We start from the raw sequence: 22,750 nt of genomic DNA, 5'->3' as shown, positions 1-22,750 counted from the left end.
AAATTAAAAGTAATTTGTAAGATAAACAATACGTAATTGTACGTGATTTTAGGTTTATAGCCACTTTTGTTCGACAAAAAATAAAAATCGTTACGCTGATTAGATTATAGCATAAAGATTGAATAGTAACAGCCAGATATAACAGGTTTGATAAATTAACAAGTTGTATTTACAAATCATCAATCGTTATTGAAAAAATGGTTGTACCTTGCCAGCTCAACCAGAAATGAGGTTTTACATAGAGATTGTCATTTCATAAACAATTTTCATGTCATTCAAATCATTAGGACTATCTGATGCCTTATTACGCGCCATCAGCAAAAAAGGATATACAACGCCTTCTCCCATTCAAGCAAAAGCAATTCCATTAGTTTTAGAACGCAAAGATGTTTTGGCATCTGCACAAACAGGAACTGGAAAAACAGCAGGTTTTACCTTGCCAATGTTGCAATTGTTATCACAAGAATCACCTTTACGTAGAAGACCAATTAGAGCATTGATTTTAACGCCTACGCGCGAATTAGCTGCTCAAATTTACGCGAACGTACAAGAATATAGTACTTTTTTAGATATTCGCTCAACCGTGATTTTTGGTGGTGTAAATGCAAAACCACAGATTGCTACGCTACGAAATGGTGTTGATATTTTAGTGGCTACACCTGGAAGATTGCTCGATTTACACAGTCAGAAAGCATTGTCATTAGCTAAAGTAGAAATATTGGTATTAGATGAAGCTGATAGAATGTTGGATATGGGATTTTTGCGTGATATTAAACGTGTAATTGATCTTGTGCCAAAGAAGCGACAGAATTTGTTGTTTTCTGCAACGTTTTCAAAAGATATTAAGAAGTTAGCACAAAGTATTTTACACAATCCTGTTTCGGTTGAAGCTACACCAGAAAATACTACTGCCGAAAAGGTAAATCAGAAAGTATATAAGGTTGATAAACCACGAAAAACAGAGTTGTTAATTAAGTTGATTTCTGATGGTAATTGGAGTCAAGTTTTGGTATTTACGAGAACTAAACATGGCGCTAACCGATTGACTAAGAAGTTGATTTCTAAAAATATTAGTGCGGCCGCAATTCATGGAAATAAGACACAAAATGCACGTACCAAAGCATTGGACGGCTTTAAGAAAGGAACAATCAGAATTTTGGTTGCAACCGATATTGCCGCACGTGGTTTGGATATTCCGTTGTTGCCACATGTAATTAATTATGAGTTGCCAAACGTTCCAGAAGATTATGTTCATAGAATTGGACGTACTGGTAGAGCTGGCGCAAGTGGTGAAGCCATTTCATTGGTTTCTGCTGAAGAATATGAATATGTAAGAGCAATTGAAAAGTTGCTGGGTGAAAAGCTTCCTTCCGAAGAAATTGAAGGTTTTGAAGCAGATCCAAATTATACGCCGCCGCCAAAGCAAGAACGTGGACAACGCTCAAGATCGAACGCGAAACAATCGTCAAGAGGCAATTCTGGCGGAAGCCAAAAGAAAAAAAGTTCGAATAGTACTACGGATAACTCTGCTAAGAAGAAAAAATCAAATTCTAGAAGGAGAAGATATTAGTGTGAGTTTGTAAGTGAAATAATGTTATTGTTTAAAATTTAGCACATAATTATTTTACAATTCTTTGAACGTCATTTTATTCAACATCAACCCTGAAGCTGGTGCAATGTAGTTGACTTCAAGTATAGAATCTGGTAATAACGAACGTTGGATGAAGTCTAGATCGAGTTCGTGTTTTCCTAATAGAATCAATGTTCCCATCATCATGCGGATTTGATGACGTTTGAATCCTGCACCTTGTACACGCAATACATAGCTTTTTTCTGGAAAAAAGTTTGCCGTGTAGATATCATTTTCAACAATTTCACACAATTCAATTTCACCTTCTAAAACCGTGTGTTCCGTTGGTTTGTAACAATAGGTTTTTAGGTAATGATTTCCTTCAAAGAGTTTTGCTCCTTTTTTCATGAGTTCAACATCTAAATCGCCTAAAACATTTGTCATATAAGGTGCTGCGAACGGATGGTATTTTTCACCAAATGCAAATAGATAGATGTATTCTTTTACTTTCGGATGTTGGATAATGTTGAATTTTTCATCCGTTTCCGTAATAGCTATTGCGCGAATATCTTGTGGTAAGTTTTGATTGAAAAGTGGTAGAAATTCAGGAATATCTAGCGTTTCATTATCAAGAAATAATTCAATAGCAATTTCGTTTGCGGATACTTTTGCATCTGTTCTTCCGGAAGCTAATAGTTTGAAGTTTTTATGTCCAAATACATATGCCAAGGTTCGTTCTGTCATGCGTTGTACCGTATTTACATCAGGTTGTTTTTGCCATCCGTGGTAACGAAACCCTAAGTATTGTAAGGTTATGAGATAGTAATAACGTTTGCGTCTCAAAGTGTTGTTGATTTGTTTGTTCGTTATTTGTTGATTTGTCTTTTGTCGATATGTTTCTAGATATAATCTGTACCTGTTTGCGTTGAAACTTCGCAGTTAGTACTACTTAAATCTCAATATTAGTATAACATTTCAACTTTTCTAGGTTGCTTTAAGTAAGATTAAACCTAAACCAAATATCACGATTGGAATTATCCAAAGTTTCCAAATATCAGTTGCGGTTATTTTATCTTTAATTGCTTTATTTTTAATTTGTAACATACGTTTCCCATTGAAATACAACGCATTAAATATGTACAATACAATTCCTGCTAAAACTATATAAAATACAGGTGTATAGATCTCATAAAATTGCAAAAAACTACTATTTGTTGCTCTTACCAAAACAATACAAAGTACAGATAAAATGCTTAGTTGAAGGAACGTAATGTAAAACGTTGCCAACGAAATTATTTTGGTGTGTTTTCGCTTTTTTACTTGTGCTTTGTAGCTCAGAATTGCTTTGTAAAATAATTGTTCGAACATAGTTTTGTACTAAAGACAGTGCAATAATAGTTTAAAATTAATAAAAAGGGGAATTTTCCTGTGATTGTTGCACTATTAATGATTTTATTTTTTACTACTTTTAAGAAAATTAGCCATAGTTATGATACAGAAATCAAGCATTATTCTTTCCATTTTTATTGTTGGTATGATTCTTTTTGTCAGCGTTGATGTAGATAATTTATTATTCCAATCCTTTAGTCCAAGCAATGGCGATATTGATCATAATCCACCTTTTAGTGATACCAAATCGGATTCTTCAAAAGATGAGTCAACTTTAAGTATAGAAGAACAAATCATGTTGCTAGAAAAAAAGCAAGAAATTGAAATTCAAAAAGTTAAGAATCAGATACAGTTGCAAGAACTAGAATCTCGAAATACTAATAACATGATCAAAATTGGAGTTTCATTACTTTTCTTAATCGTCTGTTTGTTTGTAATTTTATCTAAAAAGTATGATGATGAAACTAAAAAATGGGCATTTAGTATGCTTACGATGATTGGCGGTGTTTGGGTAGGAACAATTGTTTAATTTATGAATTAACTATTTCTCTCTATTTTTCAACACATTCACAATATCATTGAGTTTGAAACCTTTTGCTTGTAGTAAGATTAGATAGTGAAATAACAAATCTGCACTTTCGCTCAAGAATAAATCGTCATTATCGTCTTTTGCTTCAATGACCACTTCTACAGCTTCCTCTCCTACTTTTTGTGCAATTTTGTTCATGCCTTTCCGAAACAATGAAGCCACATAACTTTTTTCATCTTCTTTGTTTTCTTTGCGATCTTGAATTGTATTTTCGAGTTGACTTAGAAAACCGTATGACATTATATTTTCCTCATTCCAACACGTATCTGAACCTTTATGACATGTTGGTCCAGCAGGGTGTACCTTGATTAATAATGTATCTTCATCACAATCATTTTGAATGCTTACTACGTTCAGGAAGTTGCCACTTTCTTCACCTTTTGTCCACAATCGTTGTTTGGTTCTACTAAAGAAAGTTACTTTCTCAGTTTCTACCGTTTTCGCGTACGCTTCTTCATTCATGTAGCCCAGCATTAATACATTTTTGGTTGCAGTATCTTGAATGATTACAGGAACTAATCCGTCGTTATTTTTATTGAAATTGATGTTCATTTTTTAGTATTGAGATTGCTCGTTTATTTGTTGTTGAATTGTTTTGTTACATCTCGACTGCGCTCGATGTGACATTCAAAATTTATTCGTTTATTCGAAAATACTTTTTAATTTAAAATTTAGCATTTTACATTTATAATTTCAAACCTATATTCTAACGTTAATTCCATTATTTTTTAAATTCTCTTTTAATTCTGGAATTCCAATTTCTTTGAAATGAAATACACTTGCGGCCAACGCTGCAGCTGCTTTTCCTTTTATAAAAGTATCTTTAAAATGTTGCATATTTCCTGCGCCACCAGAAGCAATGATTGGAATATTTACGATTTCTGATAATTTCGCCAACGCTTCATTGGCAAATCCATCTTTTGTTCCGTCATTGTCCATCGATGTGAATAATATTTCACCTGCGCCACGTTTTTCTACTTCCTTTGCCCAATCGAATAGATTTAATTCTGTTGGAACTTTTCCACCAACTAAATGTACAATCCATTCGCCATCAATCTGTTTTGCATCAATTGCCACCACAATACATTGGTTTCCAAATTTTGATGCCAATTCATTGATTAATTCTGGTCGTTTTACTGCCGCAGAATTGATAGAAACTTTGTCTGCGCCAGCTTGTAATAGGCGGTCAACGTCTTCCGTAGACGATATTCCGCCACCAACTGTAAATGGAATATCTACTTGTGATGCTACATCTAATACAAGTTTTTGCAATGTTTTACGACGTTCTTCCGTTGCCGAAATGTCTAAAAATACGAGTTCGTCTGCACCTTCATTAGCATAAATTTTTGCCAATTCTACAGGATCACCAGCATCACGAAGGTTTACAAAATTGACACCTTTTACCGTGCGTCCGTTTTTGATATCTAAACAAGGAATGATTCGTTTTGTGAGCATTTTTTTAGTTAAATGATTAAGTTTTAATTGCATTTTGACTGCGATCAATATGACACGCAGGAATGATAATTATAATAATTGTTCGAGTTGTTTGAGCGAGATTCTGTTTTCATAAATCGCTTTTCCGATGATAACACCTTCACAACCAAGTTCTTTTAGTTTCGGTAATTCGTCAAAAGTTGATATTCCGCCAGAAGCAATTAATTTAAGTCTGTCGTCACTTTCTGCTATTATTTTTTTGTATAATTCAAATGATGGACCTTCTAACATGCCGTCTTTTGCAATGTCTGTACAGATTACATATTGAATGTTCTTTTTTAGATATTCTTGAATAAAAGGAATCAATTCTTCATTGCTTTCTTCTTGCCAACCACTAATTGCAATTTTTTCGTCCATTGCGTCAGCACCTAGAATAATTCGTTCGCGTCCATATTTTTGAATCCATTGTGTAAATAGTTCACGGTCTTTTACCGCTATACTTCCACCTGTGATTTGCTTTGCGCCACTTTCAAACGCAACGTGTAAATCTGAATTCGATTTTAATCCGCCACCAAAATCAATTTTCAGATTTGTTTGTGTGGCAACTTGTTCTAATACTTTGTAATTGACAATATGTTTGGCTTTTGCGCCGTCCAAATCTACCATGTGCAAGTATTGAATTCCTGCATCTTCAAATTGCTTCGCCACTTCTAACGGACTTTCGTTGTATATTTTTTTTGTATCGTAATCACCTTTGGATAAACGTACACATTTTCCGTCGATGATATCTATTGCTGGTATGATTCTCATTGTTTAGTATTGAGGTTATGGCTTGTTTTACTCACTTGTTGTGTGTTGTGTTAAGTTGTTACTTTCTGTTTTATTTCAAAGGAAAAACTCGTAAACTTATGCGCTTCTTACGTTTATTTTTTCAGTCTTAGTCTTAGAAAGTATCTTTTTACATTTTACATTCAGTATTTTACATTCAGTATTTTACATTTATAATTTCAAAGTATTTCTCGATACAAATTTGCGGTACAAATTTACTCGAAGTGACGCTTCTCAATTCGCAATACTAACATTTTATGACTTTTTTACAGATTTAGAAAATTTTGCAATAATTGACTTCCAGCTTTGCTACTTTTTTCTGGATGAAATTGAACACCATAAAAGTTATTTTTTTGCAAAGCAGAAGCATATTTGATGTCATATTCGCTTTCTGCAATGATTTCTGATGATTTTTTAGCATAATAACTGTGAACCAAATACATATATTCATTTTCTTGAATTCCCTTAAATAATGGACTTTTCAAGTTTTTAACTGTATTCCAACCAATTTGTGGCACTCTTACTGTTGATGAAAAACGAACTACATCTGTATCAAATATTCCCAAACCTTTTGTATTTCCTTCCTCTGAAATATTACACATTAATTGCATTCCTAAACAGATTCCTAAAACAGGTTGTGTTAGCGTTGGAATGACAATATCTAGCTTACTTTCGCGTAATTTTTTCATGGCACTACTCGCCTCGCCTACACCTGGAAATATAACTTTGTCTGCGTTTCGTATTTCTTCCACAGAATTACTTAGCACAGCTTCTACGCCCAATCGTTGTAACGCAAACTTGATACTTTGTATGTTTCCTGCTCCGTAATTTATGATGACTACTTTCATTTTTTTAATATTGAGTATTGAGGTTTTAGTATTGAGATTGTTAGCTTGAAAACCAAGAAACTGAGCGAAGTCGAAGTTTACATCTAGATTCCCACTACTAATATCTCACTACTATTTTACAACATTCCTTTCGTTGATGGTAATATCATTTTTTCAACATCACGTTTTACAGCCGCTTTGATGGCTTTTGCAAACGATTTAAAAATTGCTTCAATTTTGTGGTGTTCGTTTGTTCCTTCTGCTTTAATATTTAAATTCGCTTTTGCGCCATCTGTAAACGATTTGAAAAAGTGATAGAACATTTCTGTTGGCATTTTACCAATCATTTCACGTTTGAAATCTGCTTCCCAAACAAGCCAATTTCTTCCTCCAAAGTCAATCGCAACTTGTGCTAAACAATCGTCCATTGGCAAACAAAAACCGTAACGTTCTATTCCTAGTTTGTTTCCTAAAGCTTCTGCAAATACTTCTCCTAAGGCAATTGCCGTATCTTCAATGGTGTGATGTTCATCAACTTCTAAATCACCTTTTACAGTAATGTCTAAATCCAATTGTCCGTGACGTGCAATTTGATCTAACATATGATCAAAAAAGGCAATTCCAGTTTCAATGTTTGATTTTCCCGTTCCATCCAAATTTAAATCGATTTGAATTTTCGTTTCGTTCGTGTTACGAGTTAGTGAAGCTTTGCGTTCTTTTGCTTTTAAAAACGCGTAAATTTCATCCCAATCATTTGATTCTAAACCAATGTATTCATCTAATTCAGAACGTTTTACTGTAATCTCATCTGTTCCCAGGAATGTTTCATCATTGATATAAATTCCTTTCGAACCTAGGTTTTTTGCCAATTCAATGTCTGTTAAACGATCTCCAATGACAAACGAATTTTTCAAATCATACGCTTCAGAAAAATATTCCGTTAGCAAACCTGTATTTGGTTTACGTGTTGGCGCATTGTCTTTGGCGAAAGTTCTATCAATGACAATTTTATCAAAAACAATTTCTTCACCTTTAAGTGTATGTAAAATGAAATTATGAACTGGCCAAAATGTATTTTCAGGATATACTGCAGTTCCCAAACCATCTTGATTTGTAATCATAACCAACTCAAAATCAAGTTCGTTTGCAATTTTTCGCAACGCAGACAATGCTTTCGGATAGAATTCTAGTTTTTCAAAACTGTCTATCTGCTCGTCTGCAGGTTCTTTGATGATCGTTCCGTCACGATCTATGAATAGTACTTTTTGCATAGCTTATACGCTCTTTTGTCATTCCTGCCTTCGCAGGAATCTATTAGTTTATTTTCTTGTGTGACACTGAATCAAGTTCAGGATTTCGAAATTAACAAAAGTTCTTTTGTTAATTTCTCATTCTCATCCTTCGTACCAACCGTTAATCGCAAACAGTTTTCACATAAAGGTTGCGTGGTTCTGTTTCGAATTACAATTCCTTTTTCAATGAGTTGCTTGTAACGAACGTTTGCATCATCCACTTTTACTAGCACAAAATTTGCATCTGATGGATAGATTTCAGTGATGTAATTCACCGTTTCTAACGTTTTTATCAGTTGTATTTTGTTTTTTTTAATTTGATCAATTTCTAACTGAACTCCAGCTGTGTCTTGAATACGCTCCAACGCATGTGCTTGTGTAAGCAAATTTACGTTATATGGCGGTTTTATTCTATTTAAAATGTCAACAATAGTGAGCGAAGCATAACAGATTCCTAGTCTGATACCTGCCATTCCATACGCTTTTGAGAGCGTTTGTGTAATGATAAGGTTAGGAAATTCCTCTAGTCGATTCAACCAACTTTCTTGACCAGAGAAGTCTATATATGCTTCGTCTATCACTATAATTCCATTAAAATTTTTGAGTAGTTTTTCTACAGTTTCGTTGTCAAAACTGTTTCCCGTAGGATTGTTTGGCGAACATAGAAACAATATTTTACTGTTTTTGTCCGCAATGTTTAAGATTTCATCAGCTTTTGGTTGCAACGATTTTGACAGTAATACTTCTTTGGTTTCTATGTCATTTATTCCTGCCAATACATTATACATTCCGTATGTTGGCGGCAAAATGATGATGTTATCTTCTTTAGGTTCACAAAACGCTCTGAAAATCAAATCGAGAATTTCGTCACTTCCATTTCCCAATACAATGTTTTCAGGATTGCAATTTTTTACTTTTGCTAAAGCGACTTTTACATCTTTTTGTTTTGGATCTGGATAGCGATTGACACCATTTTCATATGGGTTTTCATTCGCGTCTAAAAATACCATTTTGCTTCCCGAAGCTTTGTACTCGTCTCTTGCAGAAGAATATGGCTTGAGCGTTTTTATGTTTTCTCTGATGAGATTCTCTATGTTTTTCATTTTCGTAGCTTTTTGCTTTTAGCTGTTGGCTTTTAGCTCTTGTAAGCGTAAGGTTACCGCGTTTTTGTGTGCTTGCAAACCTTCGGCTTCTGCCATTAATTCGATAGCGTTTCCAATGTTTTGAATTCCTTTAGGTGTAATTTTTTGAAACGTCATGCTTTTTTGAAAACTTGCTAGATTTACACCAGAATAAGCTTTTGCATATCCGTTTGTTGGTAAAGTATGATTGGTTCCAGAAGCATAATCGCCAGCACTTTCAGGTGTGTAGTTTCCAACAAATACAGAACCTGCGTTTTGAATTCCGTTTGTATAGAAATCCTCATCTTTTACACAAATAATAAAGTGTTCCGGACCGTATTCGTTGATTAAGTCTAAGGCAATTTGATCAGTTGAAACATAAATCAATTTTGAGTTTTCAATTGCTTTTGTGGCAATTTCCTTTCGTGGCAATTCTTCAAGTTGTATTGCTACTGCTTTTTCCACTTCCGTGAGAAAGTTCTCAGACGTAGTCACCAAGAGTACTTGACTGTCTGTTCCGTGTTCTGCCTGACTTAATAAGTCTGAAGCTACAAAATCTGCATTTGCCGATTCGTCCGCAACAACCAATAATTCACTTGGTCCGGCTGGCATGTCAATGGCAACTCCGTATTTTGTGGACAATTGTTTGGCAACTGTTACAAATTGGTTGCCTGGACCAAATATTTTGTACACTTTAGAAATGGTTTCCGTTCCAAATGTCATTCCTGCTATGGCTTGAATTCCTCCTACTTTGTATATTTTAGTGATTCCACATAATTGTGCTGTGTACAATATTGCAGGGTTTACATTTCCTTCTTTGTTTGGCGGCGTACATAAGATAATTTCGTTACAACCCGCAATTTTTGCAGGAACTGCCAACATTAGAATTGTTGAGAATAATGGCGCGGTTCCGCCAGGAATGTACAATCCAACTTTTTGAATGGCTCTTTTTTCTTGCCAACAACGCACACCTTTTGTCGTTTCTATTTCAATTTTTGCTGTTTCTTGTGCTTTGTGAAATTTGGTGATGTTTGCTTTCGCGATCGCAATGGCATTTTTGAGTTCTGCAGAAACTTCAAGACTTGCCGAGTCAATTTCAGCTTGACTGACAACCAAATCATCTAATTTTACATTGTCAAAAAAAGATGTATATTTTTTGATAGCTTGATCACCATTTTTTTGAACTTCTGAGAATATTTGCGAAACTGTCGCTTCAATATCATCTACCGTTTGCGTTGGACGTTCTAAGATAGTTGCCCACGTTGTTTGTGTTGGATTGAATATTTTTTGCATTAGAGTACCATTTTTTCGATTGGACATACTAAAATTCCTTCTGCGCCATTTTGTTTGAGTTCATCAATGACGTCCCAGAAGTCTTCTTTTTTGATGACTGAGTGTAATGAACTCCAACCTTTTTCTGCTAATGGAAGTATTGTTGGACTTTTTAATACAGGTAATATTTTGCTAATTGCTTCAATTTTGTCGTTTGGCGCGTTTAGAAGAATGTATTTTGAAGTTCGAGCCGTTAAAACCGATTGAATTCGGAATTGTAATTTTTGAAGTAATTGTTGTTCTTCTGCTCCTATTTTGGGCGAAACCGCTAAAACAGCTTCACTTTGTAGCATGACTTCCACTTCTTTAAGATTGTTTTTGAAGAGTGTACTTCCGCTAGAAACAATGTCACAAATAGCATCTGCCAATCCGATATTTGGCGCAATTTCTACAGAACCATTGATGATGTGAAGTTCTGCATTGACACCTTTTTCTTTTAGATACGCTTTTACCGTTTCAGGATATGAAGTTGCAATTCGCTTGCCCTCAAAGTCTTGCACAGAAGTGTACGTTTCACTTTTTGGAATGGCTAGCGAGACTTTACATTTAGAGAATCCTAGTTTTTCAGCAATTGTGATGTTTGCGCCTTTTTCAATTAATACATTTTCTCCAATGATGGCAATATCTACAACTCCATCACGTAAATATTGTGGAATGTCGCCGTTTCTAAGATAGAAAACTTCAAGTGGAAAGTTTCGTGCTGCAGCTTTGAGTTGATCAATTCCGTTATCTATGGAAATACCACAGTCTTTTAAAATTTTGAGGGAATCTTCGTTGAGTCTTCCCGACTTTTGAATAGCAATTTTTAACTTTTTCATTTTGTTTTGTTTTGCTTGAATTCAAAAATTGGGTACTAAAAAACCCGCTTGATGAACTCAAACGGGTTTTAAATATATTTTAAATTACTTCAATACATTCTCAGCTCGCTTGATAGCCAGTATGAAAATGATGATGATGTAATTGTGTAATTGTCATTATTTTGTTTGTATGATGATGCAAATGTAATCAATATTTTTTATTGTCTGCAAGTCTTTTTTGAATTTATTTTTTTTGCCGTTTATCGAAAATATGTGATAATACACTTTTTTTTATTTTTTTAGATTGTGATATCAAAAATGAATTGCTATTTTTAGAAGGTTATTAGCCAGCCCACTCTATGAAACATTTTTTTATTGCTTTTGTCTTATTTTGCACATGGCTTTACTTTGGTTTTCAGTACTATGAATGTAAAGTAAAGAATTTATGTGTAGCAACTGTAGTTGGTGTAGAAAAGCCAAAAGTAGTAACGCCAAAACCTGTTGAAAAACCACTTACTTTTTTACCGTTTTATATTCAGAAAAATAGTGCTAAAATATCGATTATAGACAGCACTTTAAATCCTTTACAGAGTTATTTTGATCATTTAAATACGCATCAGAAAGAAGAATTAGTGATTACTTCTTTTTTTAGTAAGGATGAAAATGGCAGTATTGCGCTTTCGCGATGTGAATCTGTTAAGAATTCATTAGCAAGTTTTGGAATTAATACAGATCGTATTGTATTGCAAACAAAACAAAGTGATTTTAAGTTTGATAGTGATACGTATACTAAAGGATTTGCCTATGAGTTTCAAACCATGTCAGACGAACGTATAAAATCTATTGATAAAGGAATTGCTTCTAAAATTTTGTATGCTGGTTTTGGTTCAAAGACTTTTAAACCTGATAATACATTGAATGCATACGCACTTGAATTGAAGAATTATTTAGCCAAACATCCTACAAAACGTGTTGAAATTATTGGTCATACCGATAGTAACGGAGAAGCCGAAGCGAATATGTGGTTTGGAAAAGAACGTGCAAAAAGTGTTATGGAATATTTTGTTTCGCAAGATATTGATGCTTCAAAATTAACCATTTCTTCTAAAGGAGAAACAGCTCCAATAGCCTCAAATACTACCATAGAAGGACAACGATTGAATAGACGAATTGAAATTAATATAACGACAATTAATTATAAATAACCCTAACCTAACTAAATATTAACTAACACAACTGATTGACCATATGCCACTTTTATTTTTACAAAACCTTGCCCCAGTTTCTAGTTGGGAATATTTTGTTGTATTCGTAATTGGATTTGGATGTTTTTTGATTGGCTGGATTTTTTCCAAACGAAAAACAAAACGCAAGTACGAAAAACTACTTGAAGAATGCGAATCAAAGAAGAATGAAATTATTAATACAAGTTATGCACCATCTGAAGGTGTACGCGCCGTAAAGACACGTGAACGCTCTGGAATTGCTGTTGGTTCAAGTGATGATACTGCTTTTGATATAGAGAATTCTCCATTGAATTTTGATAGCTTTGGTATTGCCAATGCTTCTGAGAAAGACGACTTGAAACGCATTAAAGGTGTTGGTCCGTTTATTGAAGATAAATTGAATACGATTGGAATTTATACGTTTGATCAAATTAGTAAGTTTACACCAGAAGATATGCAAACGGTAACCGAATTGATTTCTTTTTTCCCAGGACGTATTGAACGTGACGATTGGAAAGGTCAGGCAAGCATTTTGAAAAAAGGTGGTGATACTGATTTTAGTAAGAGAGTGAGTTCTAAAAGTTGACTTCAACAAGCTCAGTCGCCTAAATTTTGCATTCACTCTATACTCTCTATCTAGTTAGATTGTTGAATTTAAGATATAAAAAAAGGGAAACAAATCTGTTTCCCTTTTTTAATTTTGTATGTGTAATTTTATTGATTTCCAAGAATAATTGGCAATCCGCTATCACCAGAACCAATTACAATTACCTTACTGTTAGGTGATTCTGATAGTTTTATGGTTGCTTCAATTCCTTTGTCTTGTAGAATTTTATCCGTTAACGATGCACTTAAAATTTTGTTTGCATCCGCTTTACCTTGTGCTTCAATAATTACTTTTTCAGCTTCTTTAGCCGCCGTTACTAATCTAAATTCGTATTCTAACGATTCTTGTTCTTGCTTTAGTTTACGTTCAATAGCATCTTTTATTGTATTTGGTAACGTTACGTCACGAACTAATACTTCATTTAACTGAACAAATTGCTTTTCTAAGATTTTCTTTGTTTCTGTAAAGATTTCATCCTGAATAGCATCACGCTTGCTAGAGTATAATTGCTCAGGTGTATACCGACCTACAACACTACGTGCCGCACTTCGAATTGCTGGTTGAATAACACGTTGTAAGTAGTTTTCTCCTAAGGTTTGGTGTAAGTTTCCAAGTTCAGAATATACTGGTTGATACCAAGCAGATGCATCAATTTGAATTTCCAATCCGTTTGATGATAATACTTTCATTTTTTCGAAAAGCTCTTGTTGTCTTACTTCGTATATATGCACTTTATTCCAAGGCGCAATGATATGAAATCCTTCTCCTAATGGTGGCTCACTTGTTACAACTCCGCCGTCAAATGTTTTGTATAAAACACCTGCTTCTCCAGAGTTTATTGTTACCGCTGATTTTGCGATTAGTATTATTGTGGCTATTGCTATGATTAGCAATGGTATTCCAATTTTAGGTATTTTATCCATCTTGTTCTTTGTTTTTTATTATATGAGTCCGTAATATTTTCTTGAAAACCATTCCAACGCAAGACATATTGCAATGAATGCAAGTAGGTATTTCCAATCTATCAAAGATACGACCTTTTCGTTACTTTTCTCTATGGTTCTGAAACGTTGATCGTTAATTAATGTTGATATTAGTTGTTCGGAATTGCCGTTTACATGAAACTTTTTTCCGTTAGTTTTGGTTGCAATTGCTTGTAATCGCTTGGAATCTGCATTTAAGAATTGTTTTTCTATGTCAAATTCTAGTATTTTGAAGCTTCCCGATTTTCGAATGTTCTTCCCTTCTACTCGCACCGTAAAATCGTATGATCCTGAAGGCAAATTGTTTAAATCAACAGAATAAAAACCAGCATTTAGTAACATTGGATAGGTTGTAGTTGTTTCTGTTTCTTTGTTTTTGATGATTGCTGTTAGATTTGCATTTGCATCAAATTCATACGAAGGATTGAAGTATTGTGCTGTGAGTTTTATTTCTCGATTTCCGTAATAGAAAGATTCATAGCCAAGCGTTAAGCGTTCTCGTTTTTTGTTGGAAGCTAAATACTGAATGAGTTTTCCTAGAAATGTATCAAATTTAATGAAGTTTTCTTGTGCTAAGAAACTATGCGCACGCCATTTCCAAATGTTTTCTCCTGTTAAAATTGCCGCACGTCTGTTGTTCAAGGTGTAGGTTGTGAGTAAAGCACCATCTGTGGAAACGCCAGAGATTAGTTGTGAAAGAATGACTTCATGCGCTACATTGAATGCTACTTCTCCAAAAACATTTTCTAACGGCGGATAGTCAGAAAAATCAATGTTTTCAATTAAAAAGTTGTTGTAATTTGTGTTTAATTGTCCTTGTACTTCTTCCGTTTCAGATGTATCCTCTTTTTGGAAATTCGTTTGTATGTTGTTTAAGAAATTCCAATCTGTTTGCGTTCCCGTTATTGTGAACGTGTTTTTTTGTAATTGTTCAGTTGTTTTGTATACTTCTTGAAATTTTTGAGTTGGCTGATATAGAATAACTAACTGATAATCATTTAATTTACTTGAAGCTTCACTCGGTTTTAAGATATCAACACTGCGCAATTCATTACTTTCCAGACTCTTTTTTAACGCGCCTAAATCTGGATGAATAATGTCTGATACCAAAGCTATTTTTACTTTCTGATCAATGACTTCTACAGCAAAGTATCGTGTGTTGTTTTGCTTATTTTTTTCAGTATTTAAAGGAGTTAACGTAGCACGTAATGTTTGTACGCCTATTTTTGTTGCCGCTATATTCAGATTGACAACTTTGGAGTTATCCGTTGGTGAAAAAGTAAGTTCTTTACTTGCTAAGCGTTTCCCATCTGATGAAAGTAGTAAGTTGGTCTGAACCGTTTCAGTTCCTGTATACGTGGCAATTATTTCTACGGGAAATTTGTTTTTTAGGTACGCATATTTATTCGCGTTAAGCTGATTTATTTTTAGATCAATATATGTTGTTGTATCTCCTACAATGACAGGAAATATTGGTTGTTTTATTTTTGAAGATAGAAATTGATAGTCATTTCCATAGGTTTGATTTCCATCGGTGATTAGGATGGTTGGCGCAATTGCATCTTTGTACAGATTGTTTACGTCTTTTAATGCCTTGCCAATATTTGTTTGTTGTCCATTGAAATTAATGGAATCCGTTTCTACTAGTTTGTTTGAAAAGGCATAAGTGTCAATTTCAAATTTATCTTGTAGTTCTTTTGAATTTTGTAATGAATTTAATACTTCTAGCACTTTTGCATCGTATCCTAATTCAGTGATTGAAGAAGAATTGTCAACGGCAATAGTTAGACTTGGTTTTTCGCTGTAGTAGCTTTTTTGTTTAAATTTTGGGTTGATGATTAAGAGTAGTAAGGCAAATACACTTAAAAATCTCAAAAACGAAAAAAGCACTAATTTTTTAGTGCGTTTTTTCGTTTTGTAGTAGTAATGAAATAACGCTGTAAGCGCTGCAAATACTACTGCTATACTGATGTATACTATCGTTACTGTCTGCAATCGTTAGTCTTGTTTTGTTTTTATGAGCTCAAACGAATTTAAAAAACGTTGAATACTTGTATTCTTATCTTTAGCTTCCAAGCAAATTACTTGTGTAATAAACATAGAGTTTTCAACTAAATACGCATTGATGTAGATATATCCACCTTCCATTTTAATTTTAATGCTTCTTCCAGGATATCCATTGAATTTGACTTTGTTATCAAATACTAATTTTCCTTTTACATTTTTAACAGCTCCTTCAACGGCACCATCTAATACATTGGCATTGTAATCGTCATCTGCGTCTGCGAATTGCTCTTCTGGATAGTCAGAACGAATTACAGAATATACTGCATTGTCATCTCCTGAAGTTGGTGCATGCATAATCATGTGCATGTCTAACTCTCCTACTGCTGTATTTACTTTTTGTACAGTTCGCTTTGGCTCTTGCGGAAAAATAGCTGTAAAGGCTAAATCTTCAGCTTTATATTTTGTCCAATCTTGTGCATTTACAGCACTGAATGACAGAAATAATACTGTCATTACTAAAAACGCTTTTTTCATATATTATTATTGTTATTGAGTTTATGTCAACATTCCACCGTCGACGTTGAGTACTTGTCCTGTGATATATGCAGACATATCACTTGCAAGAAAAACACATACATTTGCTACATCTTCTGGCGATCCACCTCTTTTTAGTGGAATAGCTTCTCTCCAACTTTTCACTACATCTTCAGCGAGTTTTCCTGTCATTTCAGTTTCAATAAAACCTGGTGCAATTACATTGCTACGAATGTTTCTTGATCCTAATTCTAACGCTACTGATTTTGAGAATCCTATGATTCCTGCTTTTGAAGCCGCATAGTTGGTTTGTCCGGCATTTCCTTTTACTCCAACTACTGAGCTCATGTTTATGATTGATCCTTTGCGTTGTTTCAACATTGTACGTTGTACCGCTTTTGTCATGTTGAATACAGATTTTAGATTGACTTCAATTACTTTATCAAAATCTTCTTCTGAGATACGCATTAATAGGTTATCTTTTGTAATTCCTGCGTTGTTGATTAAAACATCAATCGTGCCAAACTCTTTTACTACTTCTGCCGCTAAATCTTGTGATTGTTGAAAGTCTGCGGCATTACTTTGGTATCCTTTGGCTTTTACTCCTAAATTGTTTAATTCTTTTTCTAATTCGTTTGCCGCTTCTACAGACGAACTGTATGTAAAAGCTACATTTGCTCCATGAGCAGCAAATACTTGCGCTATTCCTTTTCCTATTCCTCTACTTGCGCCCGTAATGATGGCTGTTTTACCTTCTAGTAATTTCATGTGTTTTTGTTTATTGTCTTTAGTCGGTCACTTTGGAACATTCATATGATCATAAATATGATTGGTTTTTAGTATGATTGTTTCCGTATACACTATTTTATGTACTGTTTGTATCATCTTTTAAACAGTAGTATATAGTTTATAGTTCAAATATAATTTTTTTAACGCATAGATTATAGGATATTGACATAAAAAAAGCGCTTCTTGCGAAGCGCTTTTCATTTTTATTGTTTTATATCTTTCGCTTTTTCATAATTGAAAAGATAATCAATGTCCATTTCTTGAATTTTACCAAGTTTTGATAAGGCATCCATATCAACATCTTTTTTGTTTCCAATTACCATTACATTGTATTGTTCACCTTTTATGTTTGTGTCAAAGAATGCTTTTAAATCAGCAAGTGTCATTTTTTCAATTGCTTTGTACATTGCTTCTCTATGATCGTTATCAATTCCTAGTTTCTGAAGTCTTTCATATGTCCAGAAAATATTTGATTTTGTGATTCGTTGAGCCGCCAATTTCTTTAATGTAGCTTCTTTTGCCGCATTGAATTGATCTTCAGCTTCTGGCATATCATTCATTAACGTCATCATTGCATCTACAGCTTGTGGCATTTTGTTAGCTTGTGTACCAATATATGCCATGATATAGTTAGAATCATTTTTATCAGATGCTTGACTATAATAAGAATATGCAGAATATGCTAATGATTTAGATTCTCTAATTTCTTGGAATACAATTGATGATAATCCAGCACCGAAGTATGTATTGAATAATGTAGAAGCCGCCATGTTGTCTGTACTAAAAGGATTTCCTTTTGCTAAAAACATCATTTCTGCTTGTACCATATCATAATCAACAAAGTATACATTTCCACCAGTTTCAAGCTCTGTATATTTCGTTGCTTCTGGATAGTTTTTTAATTCGTTTGCTACCTTGTGATTTTCGTTTAATGCAGCAACAGCGGCATCAATGTCTTTTCCGTAATAGAATATACGTTGATCAAAGTTTTTAAGATCTTTTACAATATCAACTAATTCTTGAGGATTTATTGCTTCTAATTCTGATCTGCTATAGATGTTACGCAAACGTGAATCTTCACCATATTTTGCATAACTCATTAAACCACTTTGAAGAATACTTCCTTTTCTAGTTTTGTTATCTTGTCTTCCTTTGATGATTTGTGCAACATATTTATCATATGCTTCTTGGTTTGGTACAGCGTTGTCCAATAAGTGAGATAGCAATTCTAATCCTTTTGGTAAGTTTTCTTTTAAACCATTTAAACCAATGTATGATTTTTCAGATCCAGCACTTACATAGTACGAAATTCCTAGTTTGTAGAATTCTTTCTTTAACTCTTCTGCTGTGTATTTTTCAGTTCCTAAGTATTCTAAGTATCCAACTCCTAAACCAAGTTTTTTGTCGTTGTCTCTACCCATGTCAAAAATGATATTCAGATCGAATAAGTCATTTTGCTCATTTTGGATGTATGAAACCTTGATTCCGTTTCCTAATTTCGTTTCTTTTATTTCAGATTTGAAATCAACATATTTTGGTTGTAATGGAGTAGGCTCTATTTCGTTGAATTTTTTAATGAATTCAGAACTTTTGTCTCTGTTTAGTTTTACTGGCGTAATTCCAGGGTTTTGCACTTTTACAATAGCGTTATCAGCGCCTTTACGCTTGTACGTTATTACATAATTGTCTTTGTAAAATTTGTTTGCAAAATCAACTAATTCTTGTTTTGATATTTTTTTAAGTTCATCTAAGAATTTTACTTTTTTCGCCCAGTCTTCACGATTTATATATGCTTCAACATACGCATTTGCTAACGCAGAACTGTTTTCGTATTGTTGTGTTTGACTTAACTTTAAGTCATTAATTACCGCTTCAATCATCCAATCGTCAAACTCTCCTTTTTTAAGTTTTTCAATTTGCGCTAATAACAAGTTTTTTACTTCATCTAACGACTGTCCTGCTTTAGGATATCCTGTAAATGAGTGGTAACCGTAATCATTTAAGAATGTTGGAGAACATCCTGCATATTGTACAACTTGTTTTTGGTTTAAGTTTAAATCGATTAAACCTGCATTTCCATTGGCAAGAATCATATCTGCAAGTGTTACAAATTTTTCATCTTCAGTATTTACACCACCTGAACGGAAAGCTATTGAGATGTTTTCAGCTGTTGGACCAAATACTTCTTTTACTACTGGAGATGTTATTGCTTCTTCTTTTGGTAGCGTTGGATGCACAACTTCTTTTTGCTTCATTTTACCAAATGTGTTGTTTACTTTTTCAATTGTTTCATCAAATTCAAAATCTCCAACTAATATCATTGCCATGTTGTTTGGCACATAATATTTGTTGAAATAGTTGTGAATAGCTACCATTGATGGATTTTTCAGATGTTCACCAGTACCAATAGTTGTTTGTTGTCCGTATGGGTGATTTGGAAATAAACCATCTAACATTGCCGCATAGCTTTTTCTTCCATCATTATCTTGACCTCTGTTAAATTCTTCAAAAACCGCTTCTAATTCCGTGTGAAATAAACGCAGTACTAATTGACCAAAACGCTCATTTTCAAGCATTAACCATTTATCTAATTCGTTTGCAGGAATTTTGTTTGTGTAAACAGTTTGTTCAAACCAAGTGTATGCATTTGTTCCTGTAGCTCCTAAAGAGCTTGACATTTTATCGTATTCGTTGGCAACGCTATAGTTAGAAGCTTCTAAAGATACTTCATCGATCTTTTTATAGATTTCTGTTTTCTTAGCTGGATCAGTTTCAGCTTTGTGTTGCTCGTATAAATCAGATATTTGTTCCAAGTATCCTTTTTCTTTTTCCCAATCAACTGTTCCAATTTCGTCAGTTCCTTTAAAAACCATGTGTTCTAAGTAATGTGCCAATCCTGTTGATTCTTTCGGATCGTAGTTAGAACCTGCTCTTACAGCAATGTATGTTTGAATTTTTGGTTCTTCACTGTTTTTGCTTAAGTATACTTTTAGACCATTTTCTAAAGTGTACAAGCGCAATCCTGTCGGATCGTTTGTAACGGTTTCGTATGAAATTCCGTTTGCATCTTTGTGTTGTTCTACTTTGATGACGTTGGCATCAGAACTACCGTCTTTTTCTTTACAACTGAAAATCGCTAGTGTACACACGATCAGCAGTAATAGATTGATTCTTTTCATTTTAATTTTGATTAGTTTATAGTAACATTAACGCTAAAAGTATAATTATTATATAAATGATTTGATAAAAATTATGATTTTTAACATTTAATGTATTCACGCGCTATGTGTCTATTTTTTGGTAGTTATGTTACATATTATAAGTTAATTTTTAAAACTTATTTTTTTAACAATCTTTCACTTAATTTCATTAAAGAAAAAGCTTTCTATATAAATGAGTTATAATCCAAAATGCTTCAGTAAGCAAGGGGAATTAATACGCAACAAACAAAAAAGCGCAGTATCGTTTTGATACTGCGCTTTATATATTTTGATTGCGTTTGTTGTTATCCAACTACTTCTGCAACTTTCTTTCCGATTTCTGCTGGAGAATCAACGACGTGAATTCCACATTCGCGCATGATTGCTTTTTTAGCTTCTGCTGTATCATCAGCGCCACCAACAATTGCTCCTGCATGTCCCATTGTACGACCAGCTGGTGCTGTTTCTCCTGCAATGAAACCAACAACTGGTTTTTTGCTTCCGCTTTCTTTGTACCATTTAGCCGCATCCGCTTCTAATTGACCACCAATTTCTCCAATCATTACTACACATTCTGTAGCTGGATCGTTGATTAGTAATTCAACAGCTTCTTTTGTAGTTGTTCCAATAATTGGATCTCCACCAATACCAATAGCAGTTGTAATTCCTAATCCTTGTTTTACTACTTGATCAGCCGCTTCATATGTTAATGTTCCTGATTTAGAAACGATTCCAACTTTTCCTTCTTTGAAAACAAATCCTGGCATAATTCCAACTTTTGCTTCTCCTGGCGTAATTACTCCTGGGCAGTTAGGTCCTATTAAACGACAGTCTTTGGTAGCAATGTATGCCGCAACTTTTGTCATATCGTTTACTGGAATTCCTTCTGTAATTGTAATAATTACTTTAATTCCTGCATTTGCAGCTTCCATTATTGCATCTGCAGCAAATGCTGGCGGTACAAAAATGATTGTTGTATCAGCATCAACTTTTTCAACAGCTTCTGCAACTGTATTGAAAACTGGTTTGTCTAAGTGTGTTTGTCCTCCTTTTCCTGGAGTTACACCACCAACTACGTTAGTTCCGTACTCAATCATTTGACCTGCATGAAATGTTCCTTCACTTCCTGTAAATCCTTGAACAATTATTTTTGAATCTTTGTTTACTAAAACGCTCATTTGATATTTGTTTTTTGGCTGAACAAAAATAGTTTTTTATCTACTATTTATAAAGTATTTTTTCAGTTTTATGTGAAATACTTTTTTATTGGCTCAACTATTTTTTTTCTAAGTTTTCTATTCGTTCAATTAATTCAGGTATTTGGCGAATTGACGCAATTTCTTTGTATTTTTTTCTGAAGTCATCTGCGGGTGTTCCAAAGTAGCTTTTTCCACCTTCTAAACCTTTACTTACACCAGATTGTGCTGATATTACCGTCTTTGCTCCTATGGTAATTCCGCTCGTAATTCCTACTTGTCCCCAAATAGTAACTTCGTCTTCTATAATCACACAACCAGCAATTCCTGTTTGTGAAGCAATTAAACATTTTTTTCCAATAACTGTGTCATGACCAACATGTACTTGATTGTCAATTTTTGTTCCTTCTTTGATGGTTGTATCACCTGTAACGCCTTTATCTATTGTACACAATGAGCCTAAATCTACATTATCTTCTAATACAACACGTCCACCAGAACGTAGTTTATCAAATCCTTCTGGGCGTTTTTTGTAATAGAAAGCATCTGCTCCCAAAACCGTTCCTGAGTGAATGGTTACATTATTTCCTATAACAGCATTGTCATAAATAGCTACATTTGCATGAATGATACAATCGTTTCCAATGGTTACATTGTTTCCAATGAAGCAATTTGGCTGAATTACCGTGCGTTCTCCAATTATTGCAGAAGGCGCTACAGAAGCCGATGCACTTATAAATGGTCTGAAATGATCTGTTAGTGTGTTGAAATCTCTGAAAGGATCGTCTGAAATTAATAGTGCTTTCCCTTCAGGACATGCTACTTCTTTGTTTATTAATACAATTGTAGCTTTTGATTCTAATGCTTTGTCGTAGTATTTTGGATGATCTACAAATACGATATCGCCAGCTTCTACCACATGAATTTCGTTCATTCCGTGTACAGGAAACGAATCGTCACCAATATATGAAGTAGCAATAATTGTAGCAATTTCTTTGAGTGTATGTATTCTAGGGAATTTCATCTGCG

Annotated in this window: 21 protein-coding genes; 4 read left to right on the top strand and 17 right to left on the bottom strand. The window is 34.0% G+C overall.

The features are described 5' to 3' along the window. Positions 1-268: 268 nt before the first annotated feature. Positions 269-1,570, top strand: coding sequence for a DEAD/DEAH box helicase (locus ACQ654_RS00600; RefSeq protein WP_430408364.1), 1,302 nt, complete (start codon positions 269-271; stop codon positions 1,568-1,570). Between the two features lie 54 nt (positions 1,571-1,624). On the opposite strand, the gene ACQ654_RS00595 is transcribed toward ACQ654_RS00600, so the two are convergent. Together ACQ654_RS00595 and ACQ654_RS00590 are read right to left on the bottom strand one after the other, a co-directional pair. Further along, the gene (locus tag ACQ654_RS00595; protein WP_430408363.1) at positions 1,625-2,413 is read right to left on the bottom strand and encodes a tRNA pseudouridine(38-40) synthase TruA; all 789 of its coding nucleotides are present in this window, start codon (positions 2,411-2,413) and stop codon (positions 1,625-1,627) included. Between the two features lie 141 nt (positions 2,414-2,554). Further along, complete coding sequence (locus tag ACQ654_RS00590) at positions 2,555-2,938, bottom strand: hypothetical protein (protein ID WP_430408362.1); 384 nt, start codon at positions 2,936-2,938, stop codon at positions 2,555-2,557. Between the two features lie 121 nt (positions 2,939-3,059). Between ACQ654_RS00590 and ACQ654_RS00585 the strand changes: the two genes are divergently transcribed. Beyond that, positions 3,060-3,488, top strand: a complete 429-nt coding sequence (locus ACQ654_RS00585) for a hypothetical protein (protein ID WP_430408361.1) — start codon at positions 3,060-3,062, stop codon at positions 3,486-3,488. 12 nt (positions 3,489-3,500) lie between these two features. On the opposite strand, the gene hisIE is transcribed toward ACQ654_RS00585, so the two are convergent. From hisIE to hisG, 8 genes are all read right to left on the bottom strand, one after another. After that, positions 3,501-4,100, bottom strand: coding sequence for a bifunctional phosphoribosyl-AMP cyclohydrolase/phosphoribosyl-ATP diphosphatase HisIE (gene hisIE / locus ACQ654_RS00580; RefSeq protein ID WP_430408360.1), 600 nt, complete (start codon positions 4,098-4,100; stop codon positions 3,501-3,503). Between the two features lie 147 nt (positions 4,101-4,247). Further along, positions 4,248-5,003 (bottom strand): imidazole glycerol phosphate synthase subunit HisF, encoded by a 756-nt coding sequence (hisF, locus tag ACQ654_RS00575; protein WP_430408359.1) that lies wholly within the window; start codon positions 5,001-5,003, stop codon positions 4,248-4,250. 69 nt (positions 5,004-5,072) lie between these two features. Further along, positions 5,073-5,792, bottom strand: coding sequence for a 1-(5-phosphoribosyl)-5-[(5-phosphoribosylamino)methylideneamino]imidazole-4-carboxamide isomerase (hisA, locus tag ACQ654_RS00570; protein ID WP_430408358.1), 720 nt, complete (start codon positions 5,790-5,792; stop codon positions 5,073-5,075). A 284-nt stretch (positions 5,793-6,076) separates the two neighbouring features. After that, positions 6,077-6,658: an imidazole glycerol phosphate synthase subunit HisH gene (gene hisH / locus ACQ654_RS00565; RefSeq protein ID WP_430408357.1), complete on the bottom strand. Its 582-nt coding sequence runs from the start codon at positions 6,656-6,658 to the stop codon at positions 6,077-6,079. A 116-nt stretch (positions 6,659-6,774) separates the two neighbouring features. Continuing rightward, positions 6,775-7,908 (bottom strand): bifunctional histidinol-phosphatase/imidazoleglycerol-phosphate dehydratase HisB, encoded by a 1,134-nt coding sequence (gene hisB / locus ACQ654_RS00560; protein ID WP_430408356.1) that lies wholly within the window; start codon positions 7,906-7,908, stop codon positions 6,775-6,777. Positions 7,909-7,985: 77 nt separating this feature from the next. Continuing rightward, complete coding sequence (gene hisC, locus ACQ654_RS00555) at positions 7,986-9,032, bottom strand: histidinol-phosphate transaminase (protein ID WP_430408355.1); 1,047 nt, start codon at positions 9,030-9,032, stop codon at positions 7,986-7,988. 18 nt (positions 9,033-9,050) lie between these two features. Then, entirely contained in the window at positions 9,051-10,343 is a 1,293-nt protein-coding gene (hisD, locus tag ACQ654_RS00550) for a histidinol dehydrogenase (RefSeq protein ID WP_430408354.1), read from the bottom strand. Next, positions 10,343-11,200 carry an ATP phosphoribosyltransferase gene (gene hisG / locus ACQ654_RS00545; RefSeq protein ID WP_430408353.1) on the bottom strand — a complete coding sequence of 286 codons (858 nt, stop codon included), beginning with the start codon at positions 11,198-11,200 and terminating at the stop codon, positions 10,343-10,345. The genes hisD and hisG overlap by 1 nt, the downstream gene beginning before the upstream one ends. A 338-nt stretch (positions 11,201-11,538) precedes the next feature. Between hisG and ACQ654_RS00540 the strand changes: the two genes are divergently transcribed. Next, positions 11,539-12,384 (top strand): OmpA family protein, encoded by an 846-nt coding sequence (locus tag ACQ654_RS00540; RefSeq protein ID WP_430408352.1) that lies wholly within the window; start codon positions 11,539-11,541, stop codon positions 12,382-12,384. A gap of 43 nt (positions 12,385-12,427) precedes the next feature. Further along, positions 12,428-12,991, top strand: a complete 564-nt coding sequence (locus ACQ654_RS00535; RefSeq protein ID WP_430408351.1) for a hypothetical protein — start codon at positions 12,428-12,430, stop codon at positions 12,989-12,991. A 128-nt stretch (positions 12,992-13,119) separates the two neighbouring features. On the opposite strand, the gene ACQ654_RS00530 is transcribed toward ACQ654_RS00535, so the two are convergent. From ACQ654_RS00530 to ACQ654_RS00500, 7 genes are all read right to left on the bottom strand, one after another. Continuing rightward, a complete protein-coding gene (locus tag ACQ654_RS00530; RefSeq protein ID WP_430408350.1) occupies positions 13,120-13,935 on the bottom strand; it encodes a prohibitin family protein in 816 nt (271 codons plus the stop codon). An 18-nt stretch (positions 13,936-13,953) separates the two neighbouring features. Then, positions 13,954-15,990, bottom strand: a complete 2,037-nt coding sequence (locus ACQ654_RS00525; protein ID WP_430408349.1) for a VWA domain-containing protein — start codon at positions 15,988-15,990, stop codon at positions 13,954-13,956. Positions 15,991-15,993: 3 nt separating this feature from the next. Next, positions 15,994-16,536 (bottom strand): hypothetical protein, encoded by a 543-nt coding sequence (locus tag ACQ654_RS00520; RefSeq protein WP_430408348.1) that lies wholly within the window; start codon positions 16,534-16,536, stop codon positions 15,994-15,996. A 21-nt stretch (positions 16,537-16,557) separates the two neighbouring features. Further along, entirely contained in the window at positions 16,558-17,304 is a 747-nt protein-coding gene (gene fabG / locus ACQ654_RS00515; RefSeq protein ID WP_430408347.1) for a 3-oxoacyl-[acyl-carrier-protein] reductase, read from the bottom strand. A 224-nt stretch (positions 17,305-17,528) separates the two neighbouring features. Beyond that, positions 17,529-20,504, bottom strand: coding sequence for a M16 family metallopeptidase (locus ACQ654_RS00510; RefSeq protein WP_430408346.1), 2,976 nt, complete (start codon positions 20,502-20,504; stop codon positions 17,529-17,531). A gap of 326 nt (positions 20,505-20,830) precedes the next feature. Then, positions 20,831-21,703, bottom strand: coding sequence for a succinate--CoA ligase subunit alpha (gene sucD, locus ACQ654_RS00505; protein ID WP_430408345.1), 873 nt, complete (start codon positions 21,701-21,703; stop codon positions 20,831-20,833). Between the two features lie 97 nt (positions 21,704-21,800). After that, positions 21,801-22,745, bottom strand: coding sequence for a UDP-3-O-(3-hydroxymyristoyl)glucosamine N-acyltransferase (locus tag ACQ654_RS00500; protein ID WP_430408344.1), 945 nt, complete (start codon positions 22,743-22,745; stop codon positions 21,801-21,803). Positions 22,746-22,750: the final 5 nt, after the last annotated feature.

Source organism: Kordia sp. (assembly GCF_965283645.1).
GTDB lineage: Bacteria > Bacteroidota > Bacteroidia > Flavobacteriales > Flavobacteriaceae > Kordia.
This window is presented reverse-complemented; position numbering and strand designations above follow the sequence as displayed.

Coding starts and splice junctions, on each gene's coding strand:
- ACQ654_RS00600 (WP_430408364.1), top strand. CDS start 269: ATGTCATTCAAATCATTAGGACTATCTGATGCCTTATTACGCGCCATC.
- ACQ654_RS00590 (WP_430408362.1), bottom strand. CDS start 2,938: ATGTTCGAACAATTATTTTACAAAGCAATTCTGAGCTACAAAGCACAA.
- ACQ654_RS00585 (WP_430408361.1), top strand. CDS start 3,060: ATGATACAGAAATCAAGCATTATTCTTTCCATTTTTATTGTTGGTATG.
- hisIE (WP_430408360.1), bottom strand. CDS start 4,100: ATGAACATCAATTTCAATAAAAATAACGACGGATTAGTTCCTGTAATC.
- hisF (WP_430408359.1), bottom strand. CDS start 5,003: ATGCTCACAAAACGAATCATTCCTTGTTTAGATATCAAAAACGGACGC.
- hisA (WP_430408358.1), bottom strand. CDS start 5,792: ATGAGAATCATACCAGCAATAGATATCATCGACGGAAAATGTGTACGT.
- hisH (WP_430408357.1), bottom strand. CDS start 6,658: ATGAAAGTAGTCATCATAAATTACGGAGCAGGAAACATACAAAGTATC.
- hisB (WP_430408356.1), bottom strand. CDS start 7,908: ATGCAAAAAGTACTATTCATAGATCGTGACGGAACGATCATCAAAGAA.
- hisC (WP_430408355.1), bottom strand. CDS start 9,032: ATGAAAAACATAGAGAATCTCATCAGAGAAAACATAAAAACGCTCAAG.
- hisD (WP_430408354.1), bottom strand. CDS start 10,343: ATGCAAAAAATATTCAATCCAACACAAACAACGTGGGCAACTATCTTA.
- hisG (WP_430408353.1), bottom strand. CDS start 11,200: ATGAAAAAGTTAAAAATTGCTATTCAAAAGTCGGGAAGACTCAACGAA.
- ACQ654_RS00540 (WP_430408352.1), top strand. CDS start 11,539: ATGAAACATTTTTTTATTGCTTTTGTCTTATTTTGCACATGGCTTTAC.
- ACQ654_RS00535 (WP_430408351.1), top strand. CDS start 12,428: ATGCCACTTTTATTTTTACAAAACCTTGCCCCAGTTTCTAGTTGGGAA.
- ACQ654_RS00530 (WP_430408350.1), bottom strand. CDS start 13,935: ATGGATAAAATACCTAAAATTGGAATACCATTGCTAATCATAGCAATA.
- ACQ654_RS00520 (WP_430408348.1), bottom strand. CDS start 16,536: ATGAAAAAAGCGTTTTTAGTAATGACAGTATTATTTCTGTCATTCAGT.
- fabG (WP_430408347.1), bottom strand. CDS start 17,304: ATGAAATTACTAGAAGGTAAAACAGCCATCATTACGGGCGCAAGTAGA.
- ACQ654_RS00510 (WP_430408346.1), bottom strand. CDS start 20,504: ATGAAAAGAATCAATCTATTACTGCTGATCGTGTGTACACTAGCGATT.
- sucD (WP_430408345.1), bottom strand. CDS start 21,703: ATGAGCGTTTTAGTAAACAAAGATTCAAAAATAATTGTTCAAGGATTT.
- ACQ654_RS00500 (WP_430408344.1), bottom strand. CDS start 22,745: ATGAAATTCCCTAGAATACATACACTCAAAGAAATTGCTACAATTATT.